This window comes from Pseudomonas sp. (assembly GCF_002796985.1).
GTDB lineage: Bacteria > Pseudomonadota > Gammaproteobacteria > Pseudomonadales > Pseudomonadaceae > Pseudomonas.
This window is the reverse complement of record NZ_PEKX01000007.1, coordinates 1058753-1074500: the sequence shown is the minus strand read 5'-3', so window position 1 is coordinate 1074500 and position 15748 is coordinate 1058753. Positions and strand designations below refer to the sequence as shown.

The 15748-nt window shown below is 64.8% G+C and carries 29 protein-coding genes and 2 other RNA genes; 30 read left to right on the top strand and 1 reads right to left on the bottom strand.

Features of this window, described 5'->3' with window-relative positions; translation table 11 throughout:
* Positions 1-12: 12 nt before the first annotated feature.
* The 8 genes from CTR55_RS10740 (at position 13) to CTR55_RS10705 (ending at position 2345) form a co-directional block, all read left to right on the top strand.
* On the top strand, positions 13-630 hold the full coding sequence (locus tag CTR55_RS10740; protein WP_054906990.1) for a DUF3164 family protein: 618 nt from the start codon (positions 13-15) through the stop codon (positions 628-630).
* A 2-nt stretch (positions 631-632) separates the two neighbouring features.
* Entirely contained in the window at positions 633-938 is a 306-nt protein-coding gene (locus CTR55_RS10735) for a hypothetical protein (RefSeq protein ID WP_296285991.1), read from the top strand.
* A 2-nt stretch (positions 939-940) separates the two neighbouring features.
* The gene (locus CTR55_RS10730; RefSeq protein ID WP_296285989.1) at positions 941-1213 is read left to right on the top strand and encodes a hypothetical protein; all 273 of its coding nucleotides are present in this window, start codon (positions 941-943) and stop codon (positions 1211-1213) included.
* A gap of 1 nt (position 1214) precedes the next feature.
* Positions 1215-1433 carry a hypothetical protein gene (locus CTR55_RS10725; RefSeq protein ID WP_065083977.1) on the top strand — a complete coding sequence of 73 codons (219 nt, stop codon included), beginning with the start codon at positions 1215-1217 and terminating at the stop codon, positions 1431-1433.
* On the top strand, positions 1430-1648 hold the full coding sequence (locus CTR55_RS10720) for a hypothetical protein (RefSeq protein ID WP_064979741.1): 219 nt from the start codon (positions 1430-1432) through the stop codon (positions 1646-1648). The genes CTR55_RS10725 and CTR55_RS10720 overlap by 4 nt, the downstream gene beginning before the upstream one ends.
* A 1-nt stretch (position 1649) precedes the next feature.
* Positions 1650-2015, top strand: coding sequence for a hypothetical protein (locus CTR55_RS10715; protein ID WP_296285987.1), 366 nt, complete (start codon positions 1650-1652; stop codon positions 2013-2015).
* An 8-nt stretch (positions 2016-2023) separates the two neighbouring features.
* Entirely contained in the window at positions 2024-2275 is a 252-nt protein-coding gene (locus CTR55_RS10710) for a hypothetical protein (RefSeq protein WP_236202351.1), read from the top strand.
* An RNA gene (locus tag CTR55_RS10705) (hammerhead ribozyme type II) lies at positions 2274-2345 on the top strand. The genes CTR55_RS10710 and CTR55_RS10705 overlap by 2 nt, the downstream gene beginning before the upstream one ends.
* Before the next feature lie 108 nt (positions 2346-2453).
* On the opposite strand, the gene CTR55_RS10700 is transcribed toward CTR55_RS10705, so the two are convergent.
* Complete coding sequence (locus tag CTR55_RS10700; RefSeq protein WP_296285981.1) at positions 2454-2813, bottom strand: hypothetical protein; 360 nt, start codon at positions 2811-2813, stop codon at positions 2454-2456.
* Positions 2814-2875: 62 nt separating this feature from the next.
* Between CTR55_RS10700 and CTR55_RS10695 the strand changes: the two genes are divergently transcribed.
* From CTR55_RS10695 to CTR55_RS10590, 22 genes are all read left to right on the top strand, one after another.
* An RNA gene (locus tag CTR55_RS10695) (hammerhead ribozyme type II) lies at positions 2876-2947 on the top strand.
* A 5-nt stretch (positions 2948-2952) separates the two neighbouring features.
* Positions 2953-3231, top strand: a complete 279-nt coding sequence (locus CTR55_RS10690) for a hypothetical protein (protein ID WP_296285980.1) — start codon at positions 2953-2955, stop codon at positions 3229-3231.
* A complete protein-coding gene (locus tag CTR55_RS10685; protein ID WP_296285978.1) occupies positions 3228-3632 on the top strand; it encodes a regulatory protein GemA in 405 nt (134 codons plus the stop codon). Before CTR55_RS10690 ends, CTR55_RS10685 begins: the two co-directional genes overlap by 4 nt.
* Positions 3629-4066: a Mor transcription activator family protein gene (locus tag CTR55_RS10680; RefSeq protein ID WP_054906983.1), complete on the top strand. Its 438-nt coding sequence runs from the start codon at positions 3629-3631 to the stop codon at positions 4064-4066. The genes CTR55_RS10685 and CTR55_RS10680 overlap by 4 nt, the downstream gene beginning before the upstream one ends.
* Positions 4067-4146: 80 nt before the next feature.
* Entirely contained in the window at positions 4147-4491 is a 345-nt protein-coding gene (locus CTR55_RS10675; RefSeq protein ID WP_296285976.1) for a hypothetical protein, read from the top strand.
* Positions 4481-4984 (top strand): lysozyme, encoded by a 504-nt coding sequence (locus tag CTR55_RS10670; protein WP_196913507.1) that lies wholly within the window; start codon positions 4481-4483, stop codon positions 4982-4984. The genes CTR55_RS10675 and CTR55_RS10670 overlap by 11 nt, the downstream gene beginning before the upstream one ends.
* Positions 4981-5244, top strand: a complete 264-nt coding sequence (locus CTR55_RS10665) for a hypothetical protein (RefSeq protein WP_296285972.1) — start codon at positions 4981-4983, stop codon at positions 5242-5244. Before CTR55_RS10670 ends, CTR55_RS10665 begins: the two co-directional genes overlap by 4 nt.
* The gene (locus tag CTR55_RS10660) at positions 5241-5876 is read left to right on the top strand and encodes a hypothetical protein (protein ID WP_296285971.1); all 636 of its coding nucleotides are present in this window, start codon (positions 5241-5243) and stop codon (positions 5874-5876) included. The genes CTR55_RS10665 and CTR55_RS10660 overlap by 4 nt, the downstream gene beginning before the upstream one ends.
* Positions 5876-6250, top strand: coding sequence for a hypothetical protein (locus tag CTR55_RS10655; RefSeq protein WP_296285970.1), 375 nt, complete (start codon positions 5876-5878; stop codon positions 6248-6250). Before CTR55_RS10660 ends, CTR55_RS10655 begins: the two co-directional genes overlap by 1 nt.
* Positions 6243-6563, top strand: coding sequence for a hypothetical protein (locus tag CTR55_RS10650; protein WP_065083988.1), 321 nt, complete (start codon positions 6243-6245; stop codon positions 6561-6563). Before CTR55_RS10655 ends, CTR55_RS10650 begins: the two co-directional genes overlap by 8 nt.
* A 1-nt stretch (position 6564) precedes the next feature.
* The gene (locus CTR55_RS10645) at positions 6565-7083 is read left to right on the top strand and encodes a DUF3486 family protein (protein WP_296285969.1); all 519 of its coding nucleotides are present in this window, start codon (positions 6565-6567) and stop codon (positions 7081-7083) included.
* A gap of 2 nt (positions 7084-7085) precedes the next feature.
* Complete coding sequence (locus CTR55_RS10640) at positions 7086-8786, top strand: hypothetical protein (protein ID WP_296285968.1); 1701 nt, start codon at positions 7086-7088, stop codon at positions 8784-8786.
* The gene (locus tag CTR55_RS10635; protein ID WP_296285967.1) at positions 8786-10357 is read left to right on the top strand and encodes a DUF935 domain-containing protein; all 1572 of its coding nucleotides are present in this window, start codon (positions 8786-8788) and stop codon (positions 10355-10357) included. The genes CTR55_RS10640 and CTR55_RS10635 overlap by 1 nt, the downstream gene beginning before the upstream one ends.
* Before the next feature lie 23 nt (positions 10358-10380).
* A complete protein-coding gene (locus CTR55_RS10630) occupies positions 10381-11181 on the top strand; it encodes a phage minor head protein (RefSeq protein ID WP_296285966.1) in 801 nt (266 codons plus the stop codon).
* Between the two features lie 85 nt (positions 11182-11266).
* The gene (locus CTR55_RS10625) at positions 11267-11539 is read left to right on the top strand and encodes a hypothetical protein (RefSeq protein ID WP_296285965.1); all 273 of its coding nucleotides are present in this window, start codon (positions 11267-11269) and stop codon (positions 11537-11539) included.
* Positions 11540-11789: 250 nt separating this feature from the next.
* Positions 11790-12809, top strand: coding sequence for a phage protease (locus CTR55_RS10620; RefSeq protein ID WP_296285964.1), 1020 nt, complete (start codon positions 11790-11792; stop codon positions 12807-12809).
* 2 nt (positions 12810-12811) lie between these two features.
* On the top strand, positions 12812-13729 hold the full coding sequence (locus tag CTR55_RS10615) for a Mu-like prophage major head subunit gpT family protein (protein ID WP_296285962.1): 918 nt from the start codon (positions 12812-12814) through the stop codon (positions 13727-13729).
* Positions 13730-13741: 12 nt separating this feature from the next.
* Positions 13742-14227 (top strand): HI1506-related protein, encoded by a 486-nt coding sequence (locus CTR55_RS10610; RefSeq protein WP_296285961.1) that lies wholly within the window; start codon positions 13742-13744, stop codon positions 14225-14227.
* Positions 14228-14232: 5 nt separating this feature from the next.
* A complete protein-coding gene (locus tag CTR55_RS10605) occupies positions 14233-14643 on the top strand; it encodes a phage protein Gp36 family protein (protein ID WP_192401378.1) in 411 nt (136 codons plus the stop codon).
* Positions 14640-15083: a phage virion morphogenesis protein gene (locus tag CTR55_RS10600; RefSeq protein WP_296285957.1), complete on the top strand. Its 444-nt coding sequence runs from the start codon at positions 14640-14642 to the stop codon at positions 15081-15083. The genes CTR55_RS10605 and CTR55_RS10600 overlap by 4 nt, the downstream gene beginning before the upstream one ends.
* Positions 15076-15543, top strand: coding sequence for a hypothetical protein (locus CTR55_RS10595; RefSeq protein WP_296285956.1), 468 nt, complete (start codon positions 15076-15078; stop codon positions 15541-15543). The genes CTR55_RS10600 and CTR55_RS10595 overlap by 8 nt, the downstream gene beginning before the upstream one ends.
* Before the next feature lie 8 nt (positions 15544-15551).
* The gene (locus tag CTR55_RS10590; RefSeq protein WP_024767746.1) at positions 15552-15746 is read left to right on the top strand and encodes a hypothetical protein; all 195 of its coding nucleotides are present in this window, start codon (positions 15552-15554) and stop codon (positions 15744-15746) included.
* Positions 15747-15748: the final 2 nt, after the last annotated feature.

Sequence of the window (15748 nt, the reverse complement as noted above, 5' to 3'; positions counted from 1 at the left end):
AGGAGCCATCCCATGAACCAAATCGCAATCCCCGAAGGCTTCCGCCTGGACGCGCAGAAGCGCCTGGTACACGAAAGCCTGATCAAGCCCATCGACCAAGCACGCGACCAGTTGGTGCTGGAGCTTGTGGAAAAGGCCAAGCAACTGCACAGCCTGATCGCCGAGTTCAAGGTGTCGGCGTTCGGTGACGTCGCCGCTTTCGTGGAGCTGTCCGCCGATCAGTACGGCGTCAAGCTGGGCGGCAAGAAAGGCAACGTGAGCCTGGTGTCGTTCGATGGACGCTTCAAGATCACCAAGGCCGTACAGCAGTCCATCCAGTTCGATGAGCGCCTGCAGGCGGCCCGCGCCCTGATTGACCAGTGCTTGCTGGAATGGACCGAGGGCGCCCGCCCGGAGGTCGTCACCCTGGTCAACGACGCTTTCCGCACCGACACCAAAGGCGAGGTACGTACCGCCAACGTCCTTGCGCTTCGCCGCTTGGAAATCACTGACGAGCGCTGGCAACGCGCAATGAAGGCCATCGCTGAGGCCTGCCAGGTCGTCGGGTCCAAGGACTACATCCGCGTCCATGAGCGTGTGGGCGACTCTGACCAGTGGCGGGCGATCCCGCTCGACATCGCGGGGGTGTGACCATGGCCGCACGCAACAGCAAGCAACAGCTCTGCGTCGTCACCTTGGGCTACCAGCGTTTCCTGCTGCCCCAGCCCGACGCTCTCAAGCTCATCGACATCATGAGCCGTGCTGCCCAGGTAGAGCGTGGCTACGCAGACGGCGACTTCAAGTTCGTCGTTGGCGAAGCGCCCGAGGCGGAACTGTCGGTTGTTCGTCCCGGCCAACTGGCCATGCCACAGGCTGCTGCGGCTCCAGTGCCGACGAGTAGTCGCCGGAAGTCTCCGGGCCAGCTCCCGCATCAGACCTTCCTCCTGGAGGGCAAGTGATCATGGTCAAGACCTATGCCGTGTGCCGCATTGACGGCCTGATTGAGCTGCACGACGAGCACCCCGGTGACGGCTACTTCGCCCTCGCCGTGGGCGACTCGGCCGAGTTACGCCGCGTGATCGATCTCAGCGCCGACCCCGTTGCGGGCCTGGCCTGGCGCGTCCCTGGCGTCCGAGCTGGTGCGGAACCGCGCACCAATCTCTGCGCCATCGCCCGCTACATCCGCGATCTGTCCACTCACGATGCGCCCGGTGTCCGGGCGTTGGGGGTGTGACATGGGGCAAGCACCTCTGCTCGATGACATGAACCCGGACAAGAGCATCCGGGACATCATCCAGGACGCCGAGCTGCTCGACGTGGATTGCTTCGACGTCATGCACCTGCAGCTGGACAACGACAAAGAGCTGGTGATGGTCGCCATCACTGGCGAGTACCTGGACCCCGTGGCAAAGGTCCTGGAAGCCCTCCGGGAAATGCGGGAGGCCAAGGCATGAGCAACTCCGTCGAGTTCAACATGCGCCGCGCTGGCGACGGCTACACCGCCACCAGCAAGGGAAAGTCGGCCAGCTGCAGCTGGAGCCGCGAGCAATGCGCCAAGCGCCTGGGCCACAAGCTGTTCCCTGATGCCGCCCTGCGCGTCGAGTGCATCGAAGACGTGCGCGAAGGCAGCCGCGACAGCCGCTGGCGGATCACTGCGGAGGGGCACTGACATGCACGAGCGTGCAGCACAGCTGATCTACCGGACACTCTGCCGCGTCGAGGCACGCCTGGCGCGTCAGGCCCTGGGCATGGACCAGGTGCCGCCAATGCCAGCGCTCCAGGTCGAGGAAGTCGCTGCAGTCGAGCCGGCCGAGCTGGAGGAAGTACTCCAGCCGAAGGCCGCGCCTGTCGACGCCTTCGACGACGAGCCAGCACCGTCGCCCAGCCCGCTCTTGCCGCCGATGGCCGCACGGATCGAGGCGATGGCGAAGCGCGGATGGACGCCGCAGATGGCGGCCCATGACTTGCGCCTTCATCCCAAACGGGTGCGCCAGATCGCCCGCGACTATCACATCACCTTTCACTGCCTGCGCTAGGGGGATTCATGAGCAAGTTCACCATCACCATCACCGAGGAAAGCGACGGCCTGAGCATCCTGCTGGATGGCACGGGCAGAAAGGACGGCCCGGCCGCCATCACCGCATTGGCTCTTCTGCACGTCGCCAAAGACATCGTGCCGAAGGCCACCAAGAGCGCGGCAGAGAAAGGGACTTGCCAGTGCGACAAGTGCAAGGCCGCCCGTGCGGAGGCTCAGGAGCAGGCGCCATCTACCGAAGGGAAACCCACCATCCACTAAGCGAAACCGCCCCGGCCTGGCCGGAGCGGTCTGCCCAGCGTGGTAGCTGGGTACTGATGAGCAGCCGAGGACGTTATGCAGAAACAAACCAGGACCTATCGAGGCGCAGATCATGAGCGTGCCTTTCAAGCTGCACAGTCAATTCCTTCTGATTCGCTGGAGCGAATGGCTAGTGCACTTACTGAGGAAGCATCTGCGGGAATGGCCAGCGATGCTCAGCCATGTACTGCAGAAGCTGAAGGCCAAGAACTGTCTCGGACGTACCTACCAGGAAGTCTGGGGCGAACTTCAGGTCCTTAAACATCGTGAGGAACATGACGTACTGAGTCAGAAACATCGAAAGAACGCTCTTTCTGTCCGGCGCCAGCTTGATCGCTTCCTTGATCGTTAGCGGAGTCCCGGAGAGGCGCTCGAAGAGCCAGTTCTCGGCGCTGGATGAGAACGGCACCTGCTGCAAGGTCTTCAGCTCAGGGCCGTAGGCCATCTGGAGGAAGTTGTACACCGGTTCAAGAACGGTCTGAGCGCTTAGCGATGACATCGAGTAAGTCCCTTTAATGAGGTGATCCCGGATCGTAGTTGATCGGAAATCACCTTTCTACAGAGCGAAACCGTCCCGGCCTGGCTGGAGCGGTCTGCCCAGCGTGGTGGCTGGGTACTGATGAGCAGCCGAGGAAAACATGGCAAAGCCACGCACCGACAAGATTCGCAAGCAAGACGCTATTCGCCAGCGTCGGCTGCGCGCCAATCGCAAGGCCCGTAAGGCCGCCCTGGGCGCCGAGAAGATCAAGCTTGAGGCCTACGCAGGCACTCGGGCCGACATCGAGGCGGTACGCCTGGTGGGTGGCTTCGACGATGAAGCCGAGGCCATCACCCTGGGGCTGCGCCTCCTGGGCAACATGGCCCGCCGTAGCCCCGCGAAGCTCCGCCACGACATCCAGCCGAGGAACCTGGTATGAGCACCAAAGGCCGTCAACTGATCCAGATCGCCCGCCGTCAGCTGGGCATGGAAGACGACGTTTACCGCGCGCTCCTGGAGCGTGTGGCCGGTGTGTCCTCGTCGACCAAGCTGACCCCGCGCCAGATCGGCCGCGTGCTGGCCGAGCTGGAGCGCCTGGGGTGGCAGTCCACCGGCAAGCCGGCAGACCGCCCAGCCCCGCAGGTATCCGATGATCGCCAGCGCCTGGTCGCCAAGATCGAAGCTTTCCTGGCCGAGGCCAAGCGCCCCTGGAGCTACGCCGAGGCGATGGGTAAGCGCATCTGCAAGGTCGATCAGATCGAGTGGATGGACTGCAAACAGCTGGGCAAGCTGGTCGCGGCCCTGGCCTATGACGCCAAGCGTAACGGGCGGCCGGTATGAACCTGGAGCAGGTGCGCGACCAGCTTCCTGGGCAAGTCCTGGAGATTGCCCAGGTTGTCGGGATGAATGCGGCGCTGCGCCTGGTGAGCGAGCTGGGCGGTACAACCTGGGAGTTTTCACGCGGCAAGGGGCGGAACGGCCAGATCAAGGTCGCCGCCCTGGTGGACATCATCGGCGACGAGGCGGCCCAGCGCCTCACCGCCCGCCTTGGCGGCGAAACCATCTACATCCCGCGCTGTGACGCGGCCTTGCGCCGGCTCCGCGACTTGGAGATTCACCGCCAGTTTGAGCAAGCTGTCCGGGAGGGCGTGGGCGCTCGGGTAGTTGTTGCCGAGCTGGCGCGAACTTATCAGCTCAGCGACCGTCGTATCTGGATCATCCTTGACCAGGTACTGCCGCCAGCGCTCGACAGCACGCCTGACCTCTTCGACTAAGCCCCGCACTCGCGGGGCTTTGTCTTTCTGCTGAACCCCTTCCTCTAAATCCGCAGTCGCCAAGTCAGCACCATGGCGGCATGGACAAATCACCGACCCACCACGCCCCCTGCAGCCCGCGCGAGTTCGCCGCGCTGGTCCTGGCTGAGTCGAGCCTGGAGCGCCGCCGCAGCCTGATGGAGCGCTGCCCGTCCCACTGGCGCGACCTGGTGGAAGAGCACGTCCGAACCGGCTGGGCGCAAATCCAGGCCTACCGCCAGTTCATCAGCGGCCGTCGCCGCTCGATGGCCGAAGGCCCGCAGCCTGCACCGCGCCGCGATGACACCAGCTATCGCATCAGCGACTTCAAGAAATCGGCGCCCGAGGTGGGCCAGCGCGAGCTGGCCAAGCTCAAGGCCCTGGTGGGAGGTGGTCATGGGGATTAAGGCGCGGGTCCTGGCGGCGGCGCTGCTGATCGCTACGCCCGTAGTCGGCCACTTTGAAGGCCGCGAGCTGGTCGCCTACCTGGATGCCGTCGACAAGCCGACCATCTGCGACGGCTGGACCCGAGGTGTGAAGCTGGGCGACCAGGCCACGCCCGCCCAGTGCGACGCGCTGACCCGCAAGGGCCTGGAGGAAGCCGCCCAGGTGTTCGGAGCCTGGGTGCCCCAGGACGTCATCGACCGGCTACCGGCCAAGACCATCGCCGCCTTCCTGTCCTTCATCTACAACGTCGGCCCCGGTGGTCCGGGCGTGAAGGACGGATTCGTCTGGCTCAAGAGCGGCACCCACTCAACCATGCTGCGCGAGCTGCAGGCGGGCAGGATCGCCCAGGCCTGCGCGCAGCTTCCCAACTGGACCCGCGCTGGCGGTGTGCAACTTCGCGGCCTGGTCCGTCGACGTGCGGCCGAGCGCGAACTGTGCGAGGCCGACCTGTGAGCGTCTTCTTCAACCGAGTGCCGGCCAGCGAGCTGGGCACCACCTTCACCCACTACGGCCTGTTCTGCGGTTGCGTGCCGATCTACCTGGGCGATCTGGAGACGGACTGCCCGAACGTCGCCGTACGTAACGGCGTTCCTGACTTCCTCCTGGACATGGTGGATGGGCTGTTTTCCGCCTTCTGCCTGGTCTGCTCCTTGGCGAACCCCGCATTCATCGCGGAATACCCGCTGCTGATCACCGGGAGGATCAAACCTTGAATCTCAACCTCTCGCGCCTGATCGCGCCAGTTGCCGTCCTGGTGCTATTCGGGGTGGCGCTCTATGGCCTAGGGCTTCGCCTGCAATCGGTGCAGGACACCGCGCGGGCTCAGGGATATGCCACGGCGCAGGCCGAGGGAAAGGCCGCCCTGGAGCTGCAGCAGCGCAAGTACGCCGAGGCGGAAGCTCGCAGAGCCCAGCAGGTGGCGGCTGATGCCAAAGCCAGCGCGAAGCGTGAGGCCGAACAAGCCACCCGAGCTGACCGCCTCGCCGCCGACCTGGCCGAGCAGAAACGCCAGTACCGCACCACCACCGACCGACTCTCTGGAGAGATTGCCCGTGTCAACGACCTATACCGGGATGCGCTCGATGCCCCGCCTAAGCCTGTGCCTGCTTGCGTGCTTACTCGCGGCTGGGTGCGAATCTACGACGAAGCAACCGGAGCCCGAGTGCCAGCCGCGGTTGATCCCGCAGGAGCTGCTGCGCCGGCCACCGCAGGCGACCCCGCTGAGCAACTCCCCTCAGGCGTCGACCAGCGCGCCGTCCTGGCCCACCACGTCCGCTATGCCGAGCAGTGCCAAGGCACGGCCGCTCAGCTGGACGCTCTGATCAACGTCCTGGAGGGCCATTGATGGCTATGGAAATGATCGGCTGGGCAATCACGCTGCTGTCCACCTTCACCGGGATTGTGGTCGGCCTGGTACGGCTGCTGCTGTGGCAGTTCGAGAAACGCCTCTCCGAGAAGTTCGCCGCCCAGGACGAGGCACGCCGCGAGGCTGGCGAGCACTGGGAGAAGAACTTCGCCAAGGTCCTGGAGCGCCAGGACAAGGACGCGGCCGCCGTGCAGCAGCTGGAGCGCGCCTTCCTCAACTTCAAGGCTGAGCTGCCCATGGAATACGTCCGTCGTGAAGACTGGGTGCGTGGGCAGTCCGTGATCGAGGCCAAGCTGGACGGCTTGGCGCTCAAGTTCGAAAACATCCTGCTCAAAGGAGCGCGCAATGATTGACCCCGCCAAGGCTCGCCGGGAATCCCTCCGCTGGTTCATCCTGCTGACCCTCAACACCTCGCGCCCCGTGGACCCGCACGAAACCGTCGTGCTCTCCACCATCCAGGGCATCTACCCGGACGCCACGCCACTGGAGCTGCGCCGCGAGCTGGACTACCTGGCCGACCGCAGCCTGGTCACTCTGGACAAGAAACCCTCCGGGTTTTGGGTCTGTGGCCTGACCCACTACGGCGTCGACATTGCCGAGTACGCCATCGAATGCCACCCCGGTATCGCTCGCCCCGAGAAGTACTGGGGCAACGGGAGCGCCTGACATGCCGCCCCGTTCGAAGGTCAAGCAACTGCCGGCCAAGGTGAAAGCCTGGCTGGACCAGGCGCTGGTGGAGTCCAACTTCTCCGGCTATGAGGCGCTCTCGGCCGAGCTGGAGGCGCGTGGCTTCAGCATCGGCAAGTCAGCCCTGCACACCTATGGCCAGAACTTCGAAGAGCGCCTGGCGGCCCTCAAGATGGCCCGCGATCAGGCGCAGGCTGTGGTTGCCGTGGCGCCCGACGATGACGGCGCAGTCAACGAAGCCCTGGTGCGACTCACCCAGGAGAAGCTCTTCAGCCTCCTGCTGTCCTCCGAGGGCAAGCTCGACATCAGCAAGGTCGGCAAGACCGTGGCCGAGCTGGTCAAGGCATCGGTGGTGCAGAAGAAGTACGCCGCCGAGGCCGAGGTACGCCGCACGGCGCTCCAGCAAGCGGCCGAGCGCATCGACAACGCCGCCCAGGCCCGAGGCTTGAGCGCCGAGGAAGCCAGCTACTGGCGCGAGCAAGTACTCAAGGGGATGTGACGATGGCAGTTCCTGCAGCGCTGCCGGATACCGAGCGGCTTGTTGACTGGGAAGAGCTTCCTGCGGCTGTCCGCGCGCTTCCTGCTGACTTCGATCCCAGGGCCTCGGGTGTGCTGATGGCCCACCAGGCCGAATGGATCAGCATGCAGCAGGACCTGGACATTGCCGTGTGTGAGAAGGGGCGCCGGACCGGTATCACCTTCGCCCAGGCCCTGACCGATACCATCACCGCCGCGTCCGCCAAGGACGCCGGGGGCTCCAATATCTGGTACATGGCCGACACCAAGGAAAAGGGGCTGGAGTTCATCGGCTACGTCGGCAAGTTCGCGCAGATCGTGGCGCGCGGCCAATGCACGATGGTTGAGCAGCACATCTTCACGGACCAGCTGGAGGATGGCAGCAGCCGGGAAATTCAGGCGTTCCGCGTGCGCTTCGCCAGTGGCTTCCGGGTGACGGCACTGTCGTCCAGGCCGGAGAACATCCACGGCCTGCAGGGCCAGGTCGACATCGACGAGGCCGCGCTGCACAAGAACGTCAGCCACGTCCTGGAGTCGGCCACCGCGCTGCTGATCTGGGGCGGCCGCATTCGCGTCTGGTCGTCCCACCGGGGGAAGAAGAACGCCTTCAACCAACTGGTCCAGGACGTGAACGCGGGGCGCTATGGCAAGAAAGCCCGGTGCATTCGCATCTCCTTCGACGACGCCGTGGCCAATGGTCTGTATGAGCGGGCCTGCTTCATGCGTGGCGCGGTGGCCACCGCCGATGGTAAACGCGACTGGTACACCGCGATCCGCTCGGCCTACGGCCCGCGCAAGGCCGCCATGCGTGAAGAGCTGGACGTGATCCCCAGGGACGGCGATGGCTCGGGCATTCCGGGTGTCTGGATCGAGCGCGCCATGTCCGAGGAAGGACGGCCGATCCTGCGTATCGTCTTCGACGATGACTTCCCCAAGCGCTCCGAGCGTGAGCGCGAGGTGTGGGGCGCCACATGGTGCGCCGTCAAGCTGCTGCCCGAGCTGGAGAAGGCTGCCGAGGGATTCGAGGGCCGCTGGGCTGTGGGCATGGACTTCGCGCGGCACCGGCACTTCTCGGTCATCACGCCCGCACGAATCCCCCAGGACCTGCGCCGCGATGTGCCTTTCGTGATCGAGCTGGCCAACGCACCCACCCGCCAGCAAGAGCAAATCCTCTGGTCAATGCTCGACTGGCTCAAGAATGGGAAGCGGCAATGGACCTTCGCCGGGGATGCCAGCGGCCCTGGCCTGATTCTCATGGAGTACACCGGCGACCGCTACGGCCGCGCGGTGTGGAACAAGGACGAGGCACGCTGGGAAGGCGGCAGCATCCACGAAGTCACGCTCTCCAGGGCGTGGTACGGCGAGTGGATGCCCAAGTACATCGATCTGTTCCAGGACGGCTTCATCTCCCTACCTCGGGACGCCTCCCTGGAGGATGACCACCGGGCCGTGGAGTTCATCGACGGCATTCCGATGGTGCCAAAGCTGGAGCGAAAGGACCTCAAGGACGCCGATCTGGTGCGCCACGGTGACGGCGCCATCGCAGGCGCGCTGATGAACTTCGCCGCGCTCAACCATGTGGCCGGCTGGACCTATGCCTTCCACGCGGTGCCCAAGCCCGGCGCCCGAACTAAAGACGACGATGACCAGGTGTCCCTTGGCTGGGGCATCGGAGGTGTTCTGTAATGGCCGATTCCCCCATTCTCGATAGCGCTGGGCGCCCGATCCCGAAGCTCAACATCCTGGACGAGGTGGTACACGCCAGCGTTACCGGCGTGCGCCAGGCCTGGTCGACTGACAGCATCGCCACCAGCATCGACCCTGGCCGGCTCCGTACCATCCTGCAGGCGGCCGCCCAGGGCGATGCGCGGGACTACCTGACCCTGGCCGAGGAAATGGAAGAGAAGGACCCGCACTACGCGGCGGTCCTGGGCACGCGAAAGCGCGCAGTGTCGGGCCTCTCCATCGCAGTCGAGGCGGCCAGCAGCGACCGGCGAGATGAAGAAATCGCCGACGCGGTGCGCCAGCTGGTGGAGGCGCCGCAGTTCGGTGACATGCTCGATGACCTCCTGGACGCCATCGGCAAGGGCTATTCGGTCGTCGAGCCGCTGTGGGAGTACCGCGACGGCAAGCTCTGGCCCAAGGCCTACAAGCACCGCGACCCGCGCTGGTTCCAGTTCGACCGGGAAACCGGCGAGCGCCTGCAGCTGCTGCAGCTGGATGGAACCCTGACCGAGTTGCCGCCAGATCGGCTCCTGGTCCACACACCACGGCTCAAGTCCGGCCTCGCTATTCGGGGCGGCGTGGCGCGCCTGGTGGCTGTGGCGTTCATGTGCAAGGCATTCGGCCAGAAGGACTGGATGCGCTATGCCGAGCTGTACGGCATCCCGCTGCGGATCGGCCGTTATGATGCCGCTGCGAAGCCTGACGACATCGCCGTGCTGCGCCGCGCCGTGGCCCAGCTGGCGGCCGATGCGGCGGCGGTACTGCCGGCCGGCATGAGAATCGACTTCCAGGAAATCGCCAACGCGGCGGGCGGTGCCGAGCTGTTTGAGAAGCTGGCCGAGTGGCTGGACAAGCAGATCAGCAAGGCGGTCCTGGGCCAGACCATGACCACGGACGATGGGTCCAGCCAGAGCCAGGCGAACGTCCACAACGAAGTCCGCAAGGACATCCTGAAGGCCGACGCCAAGCAACTGGCCGCCACGGTCAACCGCGACCATGTGCGCGTATTCGTCGACCTGAACTTTGGCCCGCAGAAGGTTTACCCCAAGGCGGTGCTGCAGGTCACGGAGCCCGAGGACCTCAAGGCCCTGGCCGATGCCCTTGCGCCCTTCATTGATCGTGGCCTGCAGGTCAGTGCTGACGAGATTCGGGATAAGTTCGGCTTGGCCACCCCCGAGGCCGGCGCGGCGATCCTTCGCCCGGAGGCTGGCGCATTCACCCCTGCTCTGAACCATGAGCAGACCTGCAGCTGTCGCGGCTGCGGCAAACAGCGGCTGGCTCTGAACGCCGAGCAGCTGCAGCGCGACGATCTGGACCAGCTGGCCGACGACGACCTGGGCGACTGGGTTCCGCTGATGCGGCCGGTGCTCGATCCCATCCAGGCGCTGGCCGACAAGGCGAAGGACTTCGACGAGTTCAAGGCTGGGCTCGCGGGGCTGCTCGATGAGATGGACCCTGCTGCGCTGATCGAGGCGCTGGCCTCCGCAAGCTTCAAGGCTCGCGCCCTGGGCGATGTGAGGGACGCGCTTTGACGACAGATCAACCCCAAGTTCCAGTGCCAAAGGAAGCGCTAGATTGGCTGCGCGCCAAGGGCGTCAAGCCCGGCTTTGACCATCGCGACGTGTTCCAGGAAGAGCACGCCACCATCTTCACGGTGGCCAAGGCCATGAAGCTGGACATCCTGGAGGCGATCCGCGCCGCCGTGGACGAGATGGTCCTGGACGGCCAGGACTTCAACACCTTCCGCCGCGAGCTGCAGCCGCTCCTGGTCAAGCAAGGATGGTGGGGCAAGGCCGACCTGCTCGATCCGTTGACCGGGCAGACCCGCGAGGTCCAGCTGGGGAGCCCGCGCCGGCTCCGGGTCATCTATGACACCAACCTGCGCACCGCCAACGCGGCGGGCCAGTGGGACCGCATCCAGCGCACGAAGAAGACTCAGCCCTTCCTCCTGTACCAGCTCGGCCCGAGCCGGCACCACCGGGCGGAGCACCTGGGCTGGGCCGGCATCCTGCTGCCTGCAGACGATCCGTTCTGGCAGACCCACTTCCCGCCCAACGGCTGGGGCTGTAAGTGCTGGGTGCGTCAGGTCAGTCGCCGTGAGGCCGAGCGCCTGCAGGCGAGTGGCAAGTACATCACCGAGGCACCGACCGGCAAGCTCCTGGAGTTCATCAACCAGCGCACCGGCCAGGTGCTCCAGGTGCCCGAGGGAATCGAGCCTGGCTGGGCCTACAACCCAGGCGCAGTGCCCCGGCTGAAGCAAGCCGAGCAGCTCCTGGAAGAAAAGGAAAAGACGTCCACCGTCTTGGCGAAACCGAAACGGCCTCAGAAATCGCGCAGGCGCGACGATCAGGAATGAGGCGCGGCGGATGTACTCGGGAGAAGGGGTTTGCGCGTCCTGCGCAAATCTAACGGCGGTCTAACGGTAGAGCGAGGGTTACGCGATGAGCAGAGTTAAGGCTAGCGGGTGGATTGTTGCGATGAGGGCAGGTGTTCGGAAGGGGCTGCGATTCATTGGCCTGGTGCCCGCCTCTGAGCATAAGTGGGTGGTCGCCGAGTCGGAAGAGTTTCGCATCAGTTCTGATATCAAGCACGCGAACCTGGAGCTGAGCCAGGCCCTGGTGCGGGAACTTGAGCGTCTCGTCTGCAGTCTGCGTAACGACCTGGCCCTGGCCAACCTGCAGGAAGCTAACCGCCAGGAACGAGCGGAACGCTGATCCTCCGGCCGGCATCAGTCGATGCCGGCCGGAAGTCATAGGACGGGGGTCAAACGCGCGCACCACAGAAGATTGACAGAGGGGGGAGTGCTGGGGCCGGAGGGGCCTTGATGCGGACCCCCAAAAAACTGGGGGACGCCATTCTGACTTCCCGCTGCACCTGGTGCAACTTAGCCCCGCCATCTGCCCTGCAGTTCTGCTGAACCCCTTCCTCTAAAACTGGCCCCCACCTGTCGCCGACTATGGCGACATGAAAACGACGCCCCCACTCAAAGCCACCCTCGCCACCGCGCTCTGTTTCGAGCTGGGTACTGACGTGCCCGAGTGGGTCGAGGTCCTTCCTCCTGGTCCAACCATTGGCGGCCGCGATGGCCGTCAGTGGTCCTACGACCCGAACCAGGTCATCACCGAAACGGTTGCCCACACCCAGGGCATCGATCTGCCTTTCGACTACAACCACGGCACAGAGCTGAAAGCCCCCAAGGGCGAGAAGGCCGAGGCCTCCGGCTGGGCGCGTGAGTACCGCGTAAACGAGCGGGGTGCGGTGGAGGCCCGCGTGGAATGGACGCAGAAGGCGCGCAACGCCATCGAGTCGAAGGAGTACCGCTACATCTCCCCGGTGTTCGCCTTCGACGAGCACACCGGGCGCATCGCCCGCTTCAGCAGTTTCGCCCTGGTCAACAAGCCGAACCTGCTCACCAAGGCCCTCAATTCCGAGCAGGCCGCTTTCCTTTCACAACAACCGGAGGAATCCGATATGGCGCTTGCAGCCATCCTGGCGGCCCTTGGCTTGCCCGAAACCGCCACGGAAGAGGAAGCCGTGGCAGCCATCAACAAGCTGCTGGAAGACAAGAAAGTCGCCCTGCAGACCGCAGCCAACAGCGAGAAGGCTCCGTCCCTGGCCCTCTACGTCCCGCGCCAGGACTACAACACCCTGGAACAGCGTGCCCTCAACGCCGAGAACCAGCTGCAGCAGCACCAGAAAAGCCAGCTGACCCTTGCGATCAATGCCGAGATCGAGGGCGCCCTCAAGATCGGGAAGATCACTCCGGCAACCAAGGACTACCACCTGGCGGCCTGCCAGGAAGAAGGCGGCCTGGAGCGCTTCCGCGAGTTCGTGAAGAACGCGCCGTCTGTCACCGATCCCGTCACGCCCAATGGCGAGCACCAGGGCGAGAAGAAGGCGCTCAACGCGGAAGAGCAGGCGGCCGCCAAGGCCTTCGGCTGGACCGATGAGCAGTACATCGAAAACACCAAGGGGGTGAAGTAACCATGGCGACTACCGTCACGCCGGCCGTACTGGCCGCACTGTTCAAGGGCTATCGCGCCGAGTACCAGCGGGCGCTCAGCGACAACCAGACCAAAGCCAAGTGGCAGCAAGTCGCAACGCTGGTGCCCAGCGTCAGCGCTTCGAACCTCTACGCCTGGCTGGGCCAGTTCCCCATGCTCAAGGAATGGGTGGGGGCTCGCGTAGTCAAGGCCATGACGGCTGAAGGCTACGAGGTAGCCAACAAGCTTTTCGAGAGCACGGTGTCGATCCTGCGCACTGCGATTGAGGATGACCAGGCTGGCATCTACATGCCGATGTTCACCGAGATGGCTCGCGCTGCTGCCTATCACCCCGACGCGCTGGTGTTCGCAGCGCTCAAGGCTGGTATGACCTCGGCCTGCTATGACGGCCAGAACTTCTTCGACACCGATCACCCGGTGTACCCGGAAGTGGACGGCACCGGGGTGGCGACCTCGGTCAGCAACGTCGACATTCCCGGCGCGAATCCGGGGCCGACCTGGTTCCTCCTGGACGTCAGCCGCGCGATCAAGCCGATCATCTTCCAGGAACGCACCAAGCCGGAGCTGACCAGCAAGACCAACCCGGAAAACAGTGATCACGTCTTCGATCACGACGAGTTCGTGCATGGCATTCGCTACCGCTGCAACGCTGGATTCGGCTTCTGGCAGATGGCCTACGCCAGCCAGCAACCGCTGACCGGCGAGTTCTACGGCAAAGCCCGTGCAGCCATGGGTCAGTTCAAGGCCGACGGCGGGCGCCCGCTGAACATCACCCCCGGCCTCCTGGTAGTGCCGCCGCAGCTGGAAGCTGCAGCCCGGAAACTGCTGATCAAGGATGAGAACGGCGGCAACGAATGGGCCGGCACTGCCGAGCTGTTCGTATGCAACGAGCTGGCCTAAGGGGGCGCCGCCATGATCGTGCGCATCAAGTCTGCTCGGGACGGCTACCGTCGCTGTGGCGTCGCCCATCCCAGACAACCCACCGACCACCAGGCCGACCGATTCACCGAGGCCGAGCTGGAGCGACTCCAGGCCGACCCGGTGCTGACCGTCACTTTGGTGGATGGCGATCTGGAAGGCGACCGAGAGCCGTCTGGTGGCCCAGGGGCAGTCCCGGCTGGTGCCTCGTCTGAGCCGGCACCGGCACCAGCTCCTGCAGCTGAACCTGCAGCAGCTCCTGCTGCAGCACCGCAGAAGCCGGCGAAAGCTCAGGTGAAAGCTGCGCAGAAAACGCCGGCCAAAAAAGGGAATGCCAAGGTAAGTGCGCGCGGCAAGGGCGGTGCCAAGGCACCCGCCAAGGAAGGCACTGAGGCTGCCCAGGAAGGGCAGTCAGTCGACGATGCCAACTCTTCCGCGAAACCTGCGGAAGGTGAAGGCAGCGAAGGCGGTCAGGAGTAACGGTCATGCCCTACGCCACCCGCGAAGAGCTGATCAAACGCTGGGGCATGGATGCCCTCCTGGTCGTCGCTGATGACGACCAGGACGGCGTGCTCGATGACGTTGTGGTCGATGAGGCGCTGGCTGGTGCCAGCGCCGAAATCGACGCTTATGTGGGCGTGCTGCACCGGCTACCGCTGGCGGAGCAGCCGGCCACCCTTATCCAGCCGTGCTGCGACATCGCCATGTATCGGATGTCGTCGGACGGCGCCAGCAGCACTGACGAGAAGCGCAAGCGCTACGAGGACGCGGTGGGCTACCTGCGCCGGGTCGCCGAGGGCAAGGCCTCTCTAGGCTTGGCCACGCCGCCTGATCAGGAAAGCAGCGGCTTTGCCTACTTCGAGGCCGAGCCCAAGCGATTCGGGAAGCTGCTGTGAGCGGCGCCTCGATCAGCGTCAACCTCCTGGAGGATCAGCGCCTTGCACGGCGGATCGACCGCCTGGCCGCGCTGGACATCCTGCCGCTCCTGGAGGGCATTGGCGCCGAGGTCGTCAGCCAGACCCAGCGCCGGATCGCCGTGGACAAGGCCAGCCCATCGGGCCAGGCCTGGCCGGAGTGGTCCGCTGAGTACGCCGAAACGCGGCACAGCGGGCAAAGCCTGCTCCAGGGCGAGAACCACCTGGTGAACAGCATGACGTTTCAGACCATGGGCGACAGCGTTCTGGTCGGCAGTCCCCTGGTCTATGCCGCCACTCACCAGTACGGCGACGAGGATCGCGGTATTCCGCAAAGGGAATACCTCGGCCTGGAGGGCGTGGACCTGGACGACGTGGTCGGCCTGATCGAGGACTACCTGGAGGAACTGGCAGATGAGTGAGTTAACAGCCGACCAGGTGCTGGATGGCATCAAGGTTTGGGCTGAGAGCGTTTTCTCAGCCAGCGGCCTGACGGTCGAGACGCAACTGCACGGCGGTCGATTCGTGGCCGCCGAACTGGAGCGCTACGCGACGCGGACCATGGCCTGCCGCATTGCCCTGGAGGGGCTCAAGTTCACATTGACCGGCCAAGGGAAGCTGGTGGCCACCGCCCTTGTGGTTGTCGTCGGCCTGGCCGGCGACCAAGGCAAGGCAGGGACCAGGGCCAGCAACGTGCTGCGCGTACTGACTCCCCTGCAGGCGGCACTCCCTGGAACCAAGCACGACCTGGAACTGGTGGACAGCATCGACGCCAAGGATGTGCGTGCAGCGAACCTCTACAACGCCGCGCTGGAAGGCCGCAACTGCGCCGCCTGGGTACTGGCCTGGCCTGTGAAGTTTCAACACCCCCGAGTCCGATAGGAGGACACATGAAAGTAGAAAAGGCCCCCGCCTCGGCAGGGGAAACCAAACCGGCCGACGTGAAGGTGAAGATCACCCACGACAATGGGCACCGTCATGCCGGCACCAAGCACCCCAAGGACGCGGTTATCACCGTGACCGAGGCCGACGCAAAGCTGATCGAAGAGCACTTCAAGGTCGGCGAACGAGTGAAGGGGGAGTAACC

What these genes read in the sequence shown, in the direction of transcription:
- CTR55_RS10690 (WP_296285980.1), top strand. Translation starts at nt 2,953, where the DNA reads ATGGCAAAGCCACGCACCGACAAGATTCGCAAGCAAGACGCTATTCGC.
- CTR55_RS10715 (WP_296285987.1), top strand. Translation starts at nt 1,650, where the DNA reads ATGCACGAGCGTGCAGCACAGCTGATCTACCGGACACTCTGCCGCGTC.
- CTR55_RS10700 (WP_296285981.1), bottom strand. Translation starts at nt 2,813, where the DNA reads ATGTCATCGCTAAGCGCTCAGACCGTTCTTGAACCGGTGTACAACTTC.
- CTR55_RS10645 (WP_296285969.1), top strand. Translation starts at nt 6,565, where the DNA reads ATGCCGCCCCGTTCGAAGGTCAAGCAACTGCCGGCCAAGGTGAAAGCC.
- CTR55_RS10735 (WP_296285991.1), top strand. Translation starts at nt 633, where the DNA reads ATGGCCGCACGCAACAGCAAGCAACAGCTCTGCGTCGTCACCTTGGGC.
- CTR55_RS10670 (WP_196913507.1), top strand. Translation starts at nt 4,481, where the DNA reads ATGGGGATTAAGGCGCGGGTCCTGGCGGCGGCGCTGCTGATCGCTACG.
- CTR55_RS10640 (WP_296285968.1), top strand. Translation starts at nt 7,086, where the DNA reads ATGGCAGTTCCTGCAGCGCTGCCGGATACCGAGCGGCTTGTTGACTGG.
- CTR55_RS10610 (WP_296285961.1), top strand. Translation starts at nt 13,742, where the DNA reads ATGATCGTGCGCATCAAGTCTGCTCGGGACGGCTACCGTCGCTGTGGC.
- CTR55_RS10655 (WP_296285970.1), top strand. Translation starts at nt 5,876, where the DNA reads ATGGCTATGGAAATGATCGGCTGGGCAATCACGCTGCTGTCCACCTTC.
- CTR55_RS10720 (WP_064979741.1), top strand. Translation starts at nt 1,430, where the DNA reads ATGAGCAACTCCGTCGAGTTCAACATGCGCCGCGCTGGCGACGGCTAC.
- CTR55_RS10725 (WP_065083977.1), top strand. Translation starts at nt 1,215, where the DNA reads ATGGGGCAAGCACCTCTGCTCGATGACATGAACCCGGACAAGAGCATC.
- CTR55_RS10650 (WP_065083988.1), top strand. Translation starts at nt 6,243, where the DNA reads ATGATTGACCCCGCCAAGGCTCGCCGGGAATCCCTCCGCTGGTTCATC.
- CTR55_RS10685 (WP_296285978.1), top strand. Translation starts at nt 3,228, where the DNA reads ATGAGCACCAAAGGCCGTCAACTGATCCAGATCGCCCGCCGTCAGCTG.
- CTR55_RS10620 (WP_296285964.1), top strand. Translation starts at nt 11,790, where the DNA reads ATGAAAACGACGCCCCCACTCAAAGCCACCCTCGCCACCGCGCTCTGT.
- CTR55_RS10730 (WP_296285989.1), top strand. Translation starts at nt 941, where the DNA reads ATGGTCAAGACCTATGCCGTGTGCCGCATTGACGGCCTGATTGAGCTG.
- CTR55_RS10595 (WP_296285956.1), top strand. Translation starts at nt 15,076, where the DNA reads ATGAGTGAGTTAACAGCCGACCAGGTGCTGGATGGCATCAAGGTTTGG.
- CTR55_RS10625 (WP_296285965.1), top strand. Translation starts at nt 11,267, where the DNA reads ATGAGCAGAGTTAAGGCTAGCGGGTGGATTGTTGCGATGAGGGCAGGT.
- CTR55_RS10635 (WP_296285967.1), top strand. Translation starts at nt 8,786, where the DNA reads ATGGCCGATTCCCCCATTCTCGATAGCGCTGGGCGCCCGATCCCGAAG.
- CTR55_RS10680 (WP_054906983.1), top strand. Translation starts at nt 3,629, where the DNA reads ATGAACCTGGAGCAGGTGCGCGACCAGCTTCCTGGGCAAGTCCTGGAG.
- CTR55_RS10675 (WP_296285976.1), top strand. Translation starts at nt 4,147, where the DNA reads ATGGACAAATCACCGACCCACCACGCCCCCTGCAGCCCGCGCGAGTTC.
- CTR55_RS10590 (WP_024767746.1), top strand. Translation starts at nt 15,552, where the DNA reads ATGAAAGTAGAAAAGGCCCCCGCCTCGGCAGGGGAAACCAAACCGGCC.
- CTR55_RS10605 (WP_192401378.1), top strand. Translation starts at nt 14,233, where the DNA reads ATGCCCTACGCCACCCGCGAAGAGCTGATCAAACGCTGGGGCATGGAT.
- CTR55_RS10710 (WP_236202351.1), top strand. Translation starts at nt 2,024, where the DNA reads ATGAGCAAGTTCACCATCACCATCACCGAGGAAAGCGACGGCCTGAGC.
- CTR55_RS10615 (WP_296285962.1), top strand. Translation starts at nt 12,812, where the DNA reads ATGGCGACTACCGTCACGCCGGCCGTACTGGCCGCACTGTTCAAGGGC.
- CTR55_RS10740 (WP_054906990.1), top strand. Translation starts at nt 13, where the DNA reads ATGAACCAAATCGCAATCCCCGAAGGCTTCCGCCTGGACGCGCAGAAG.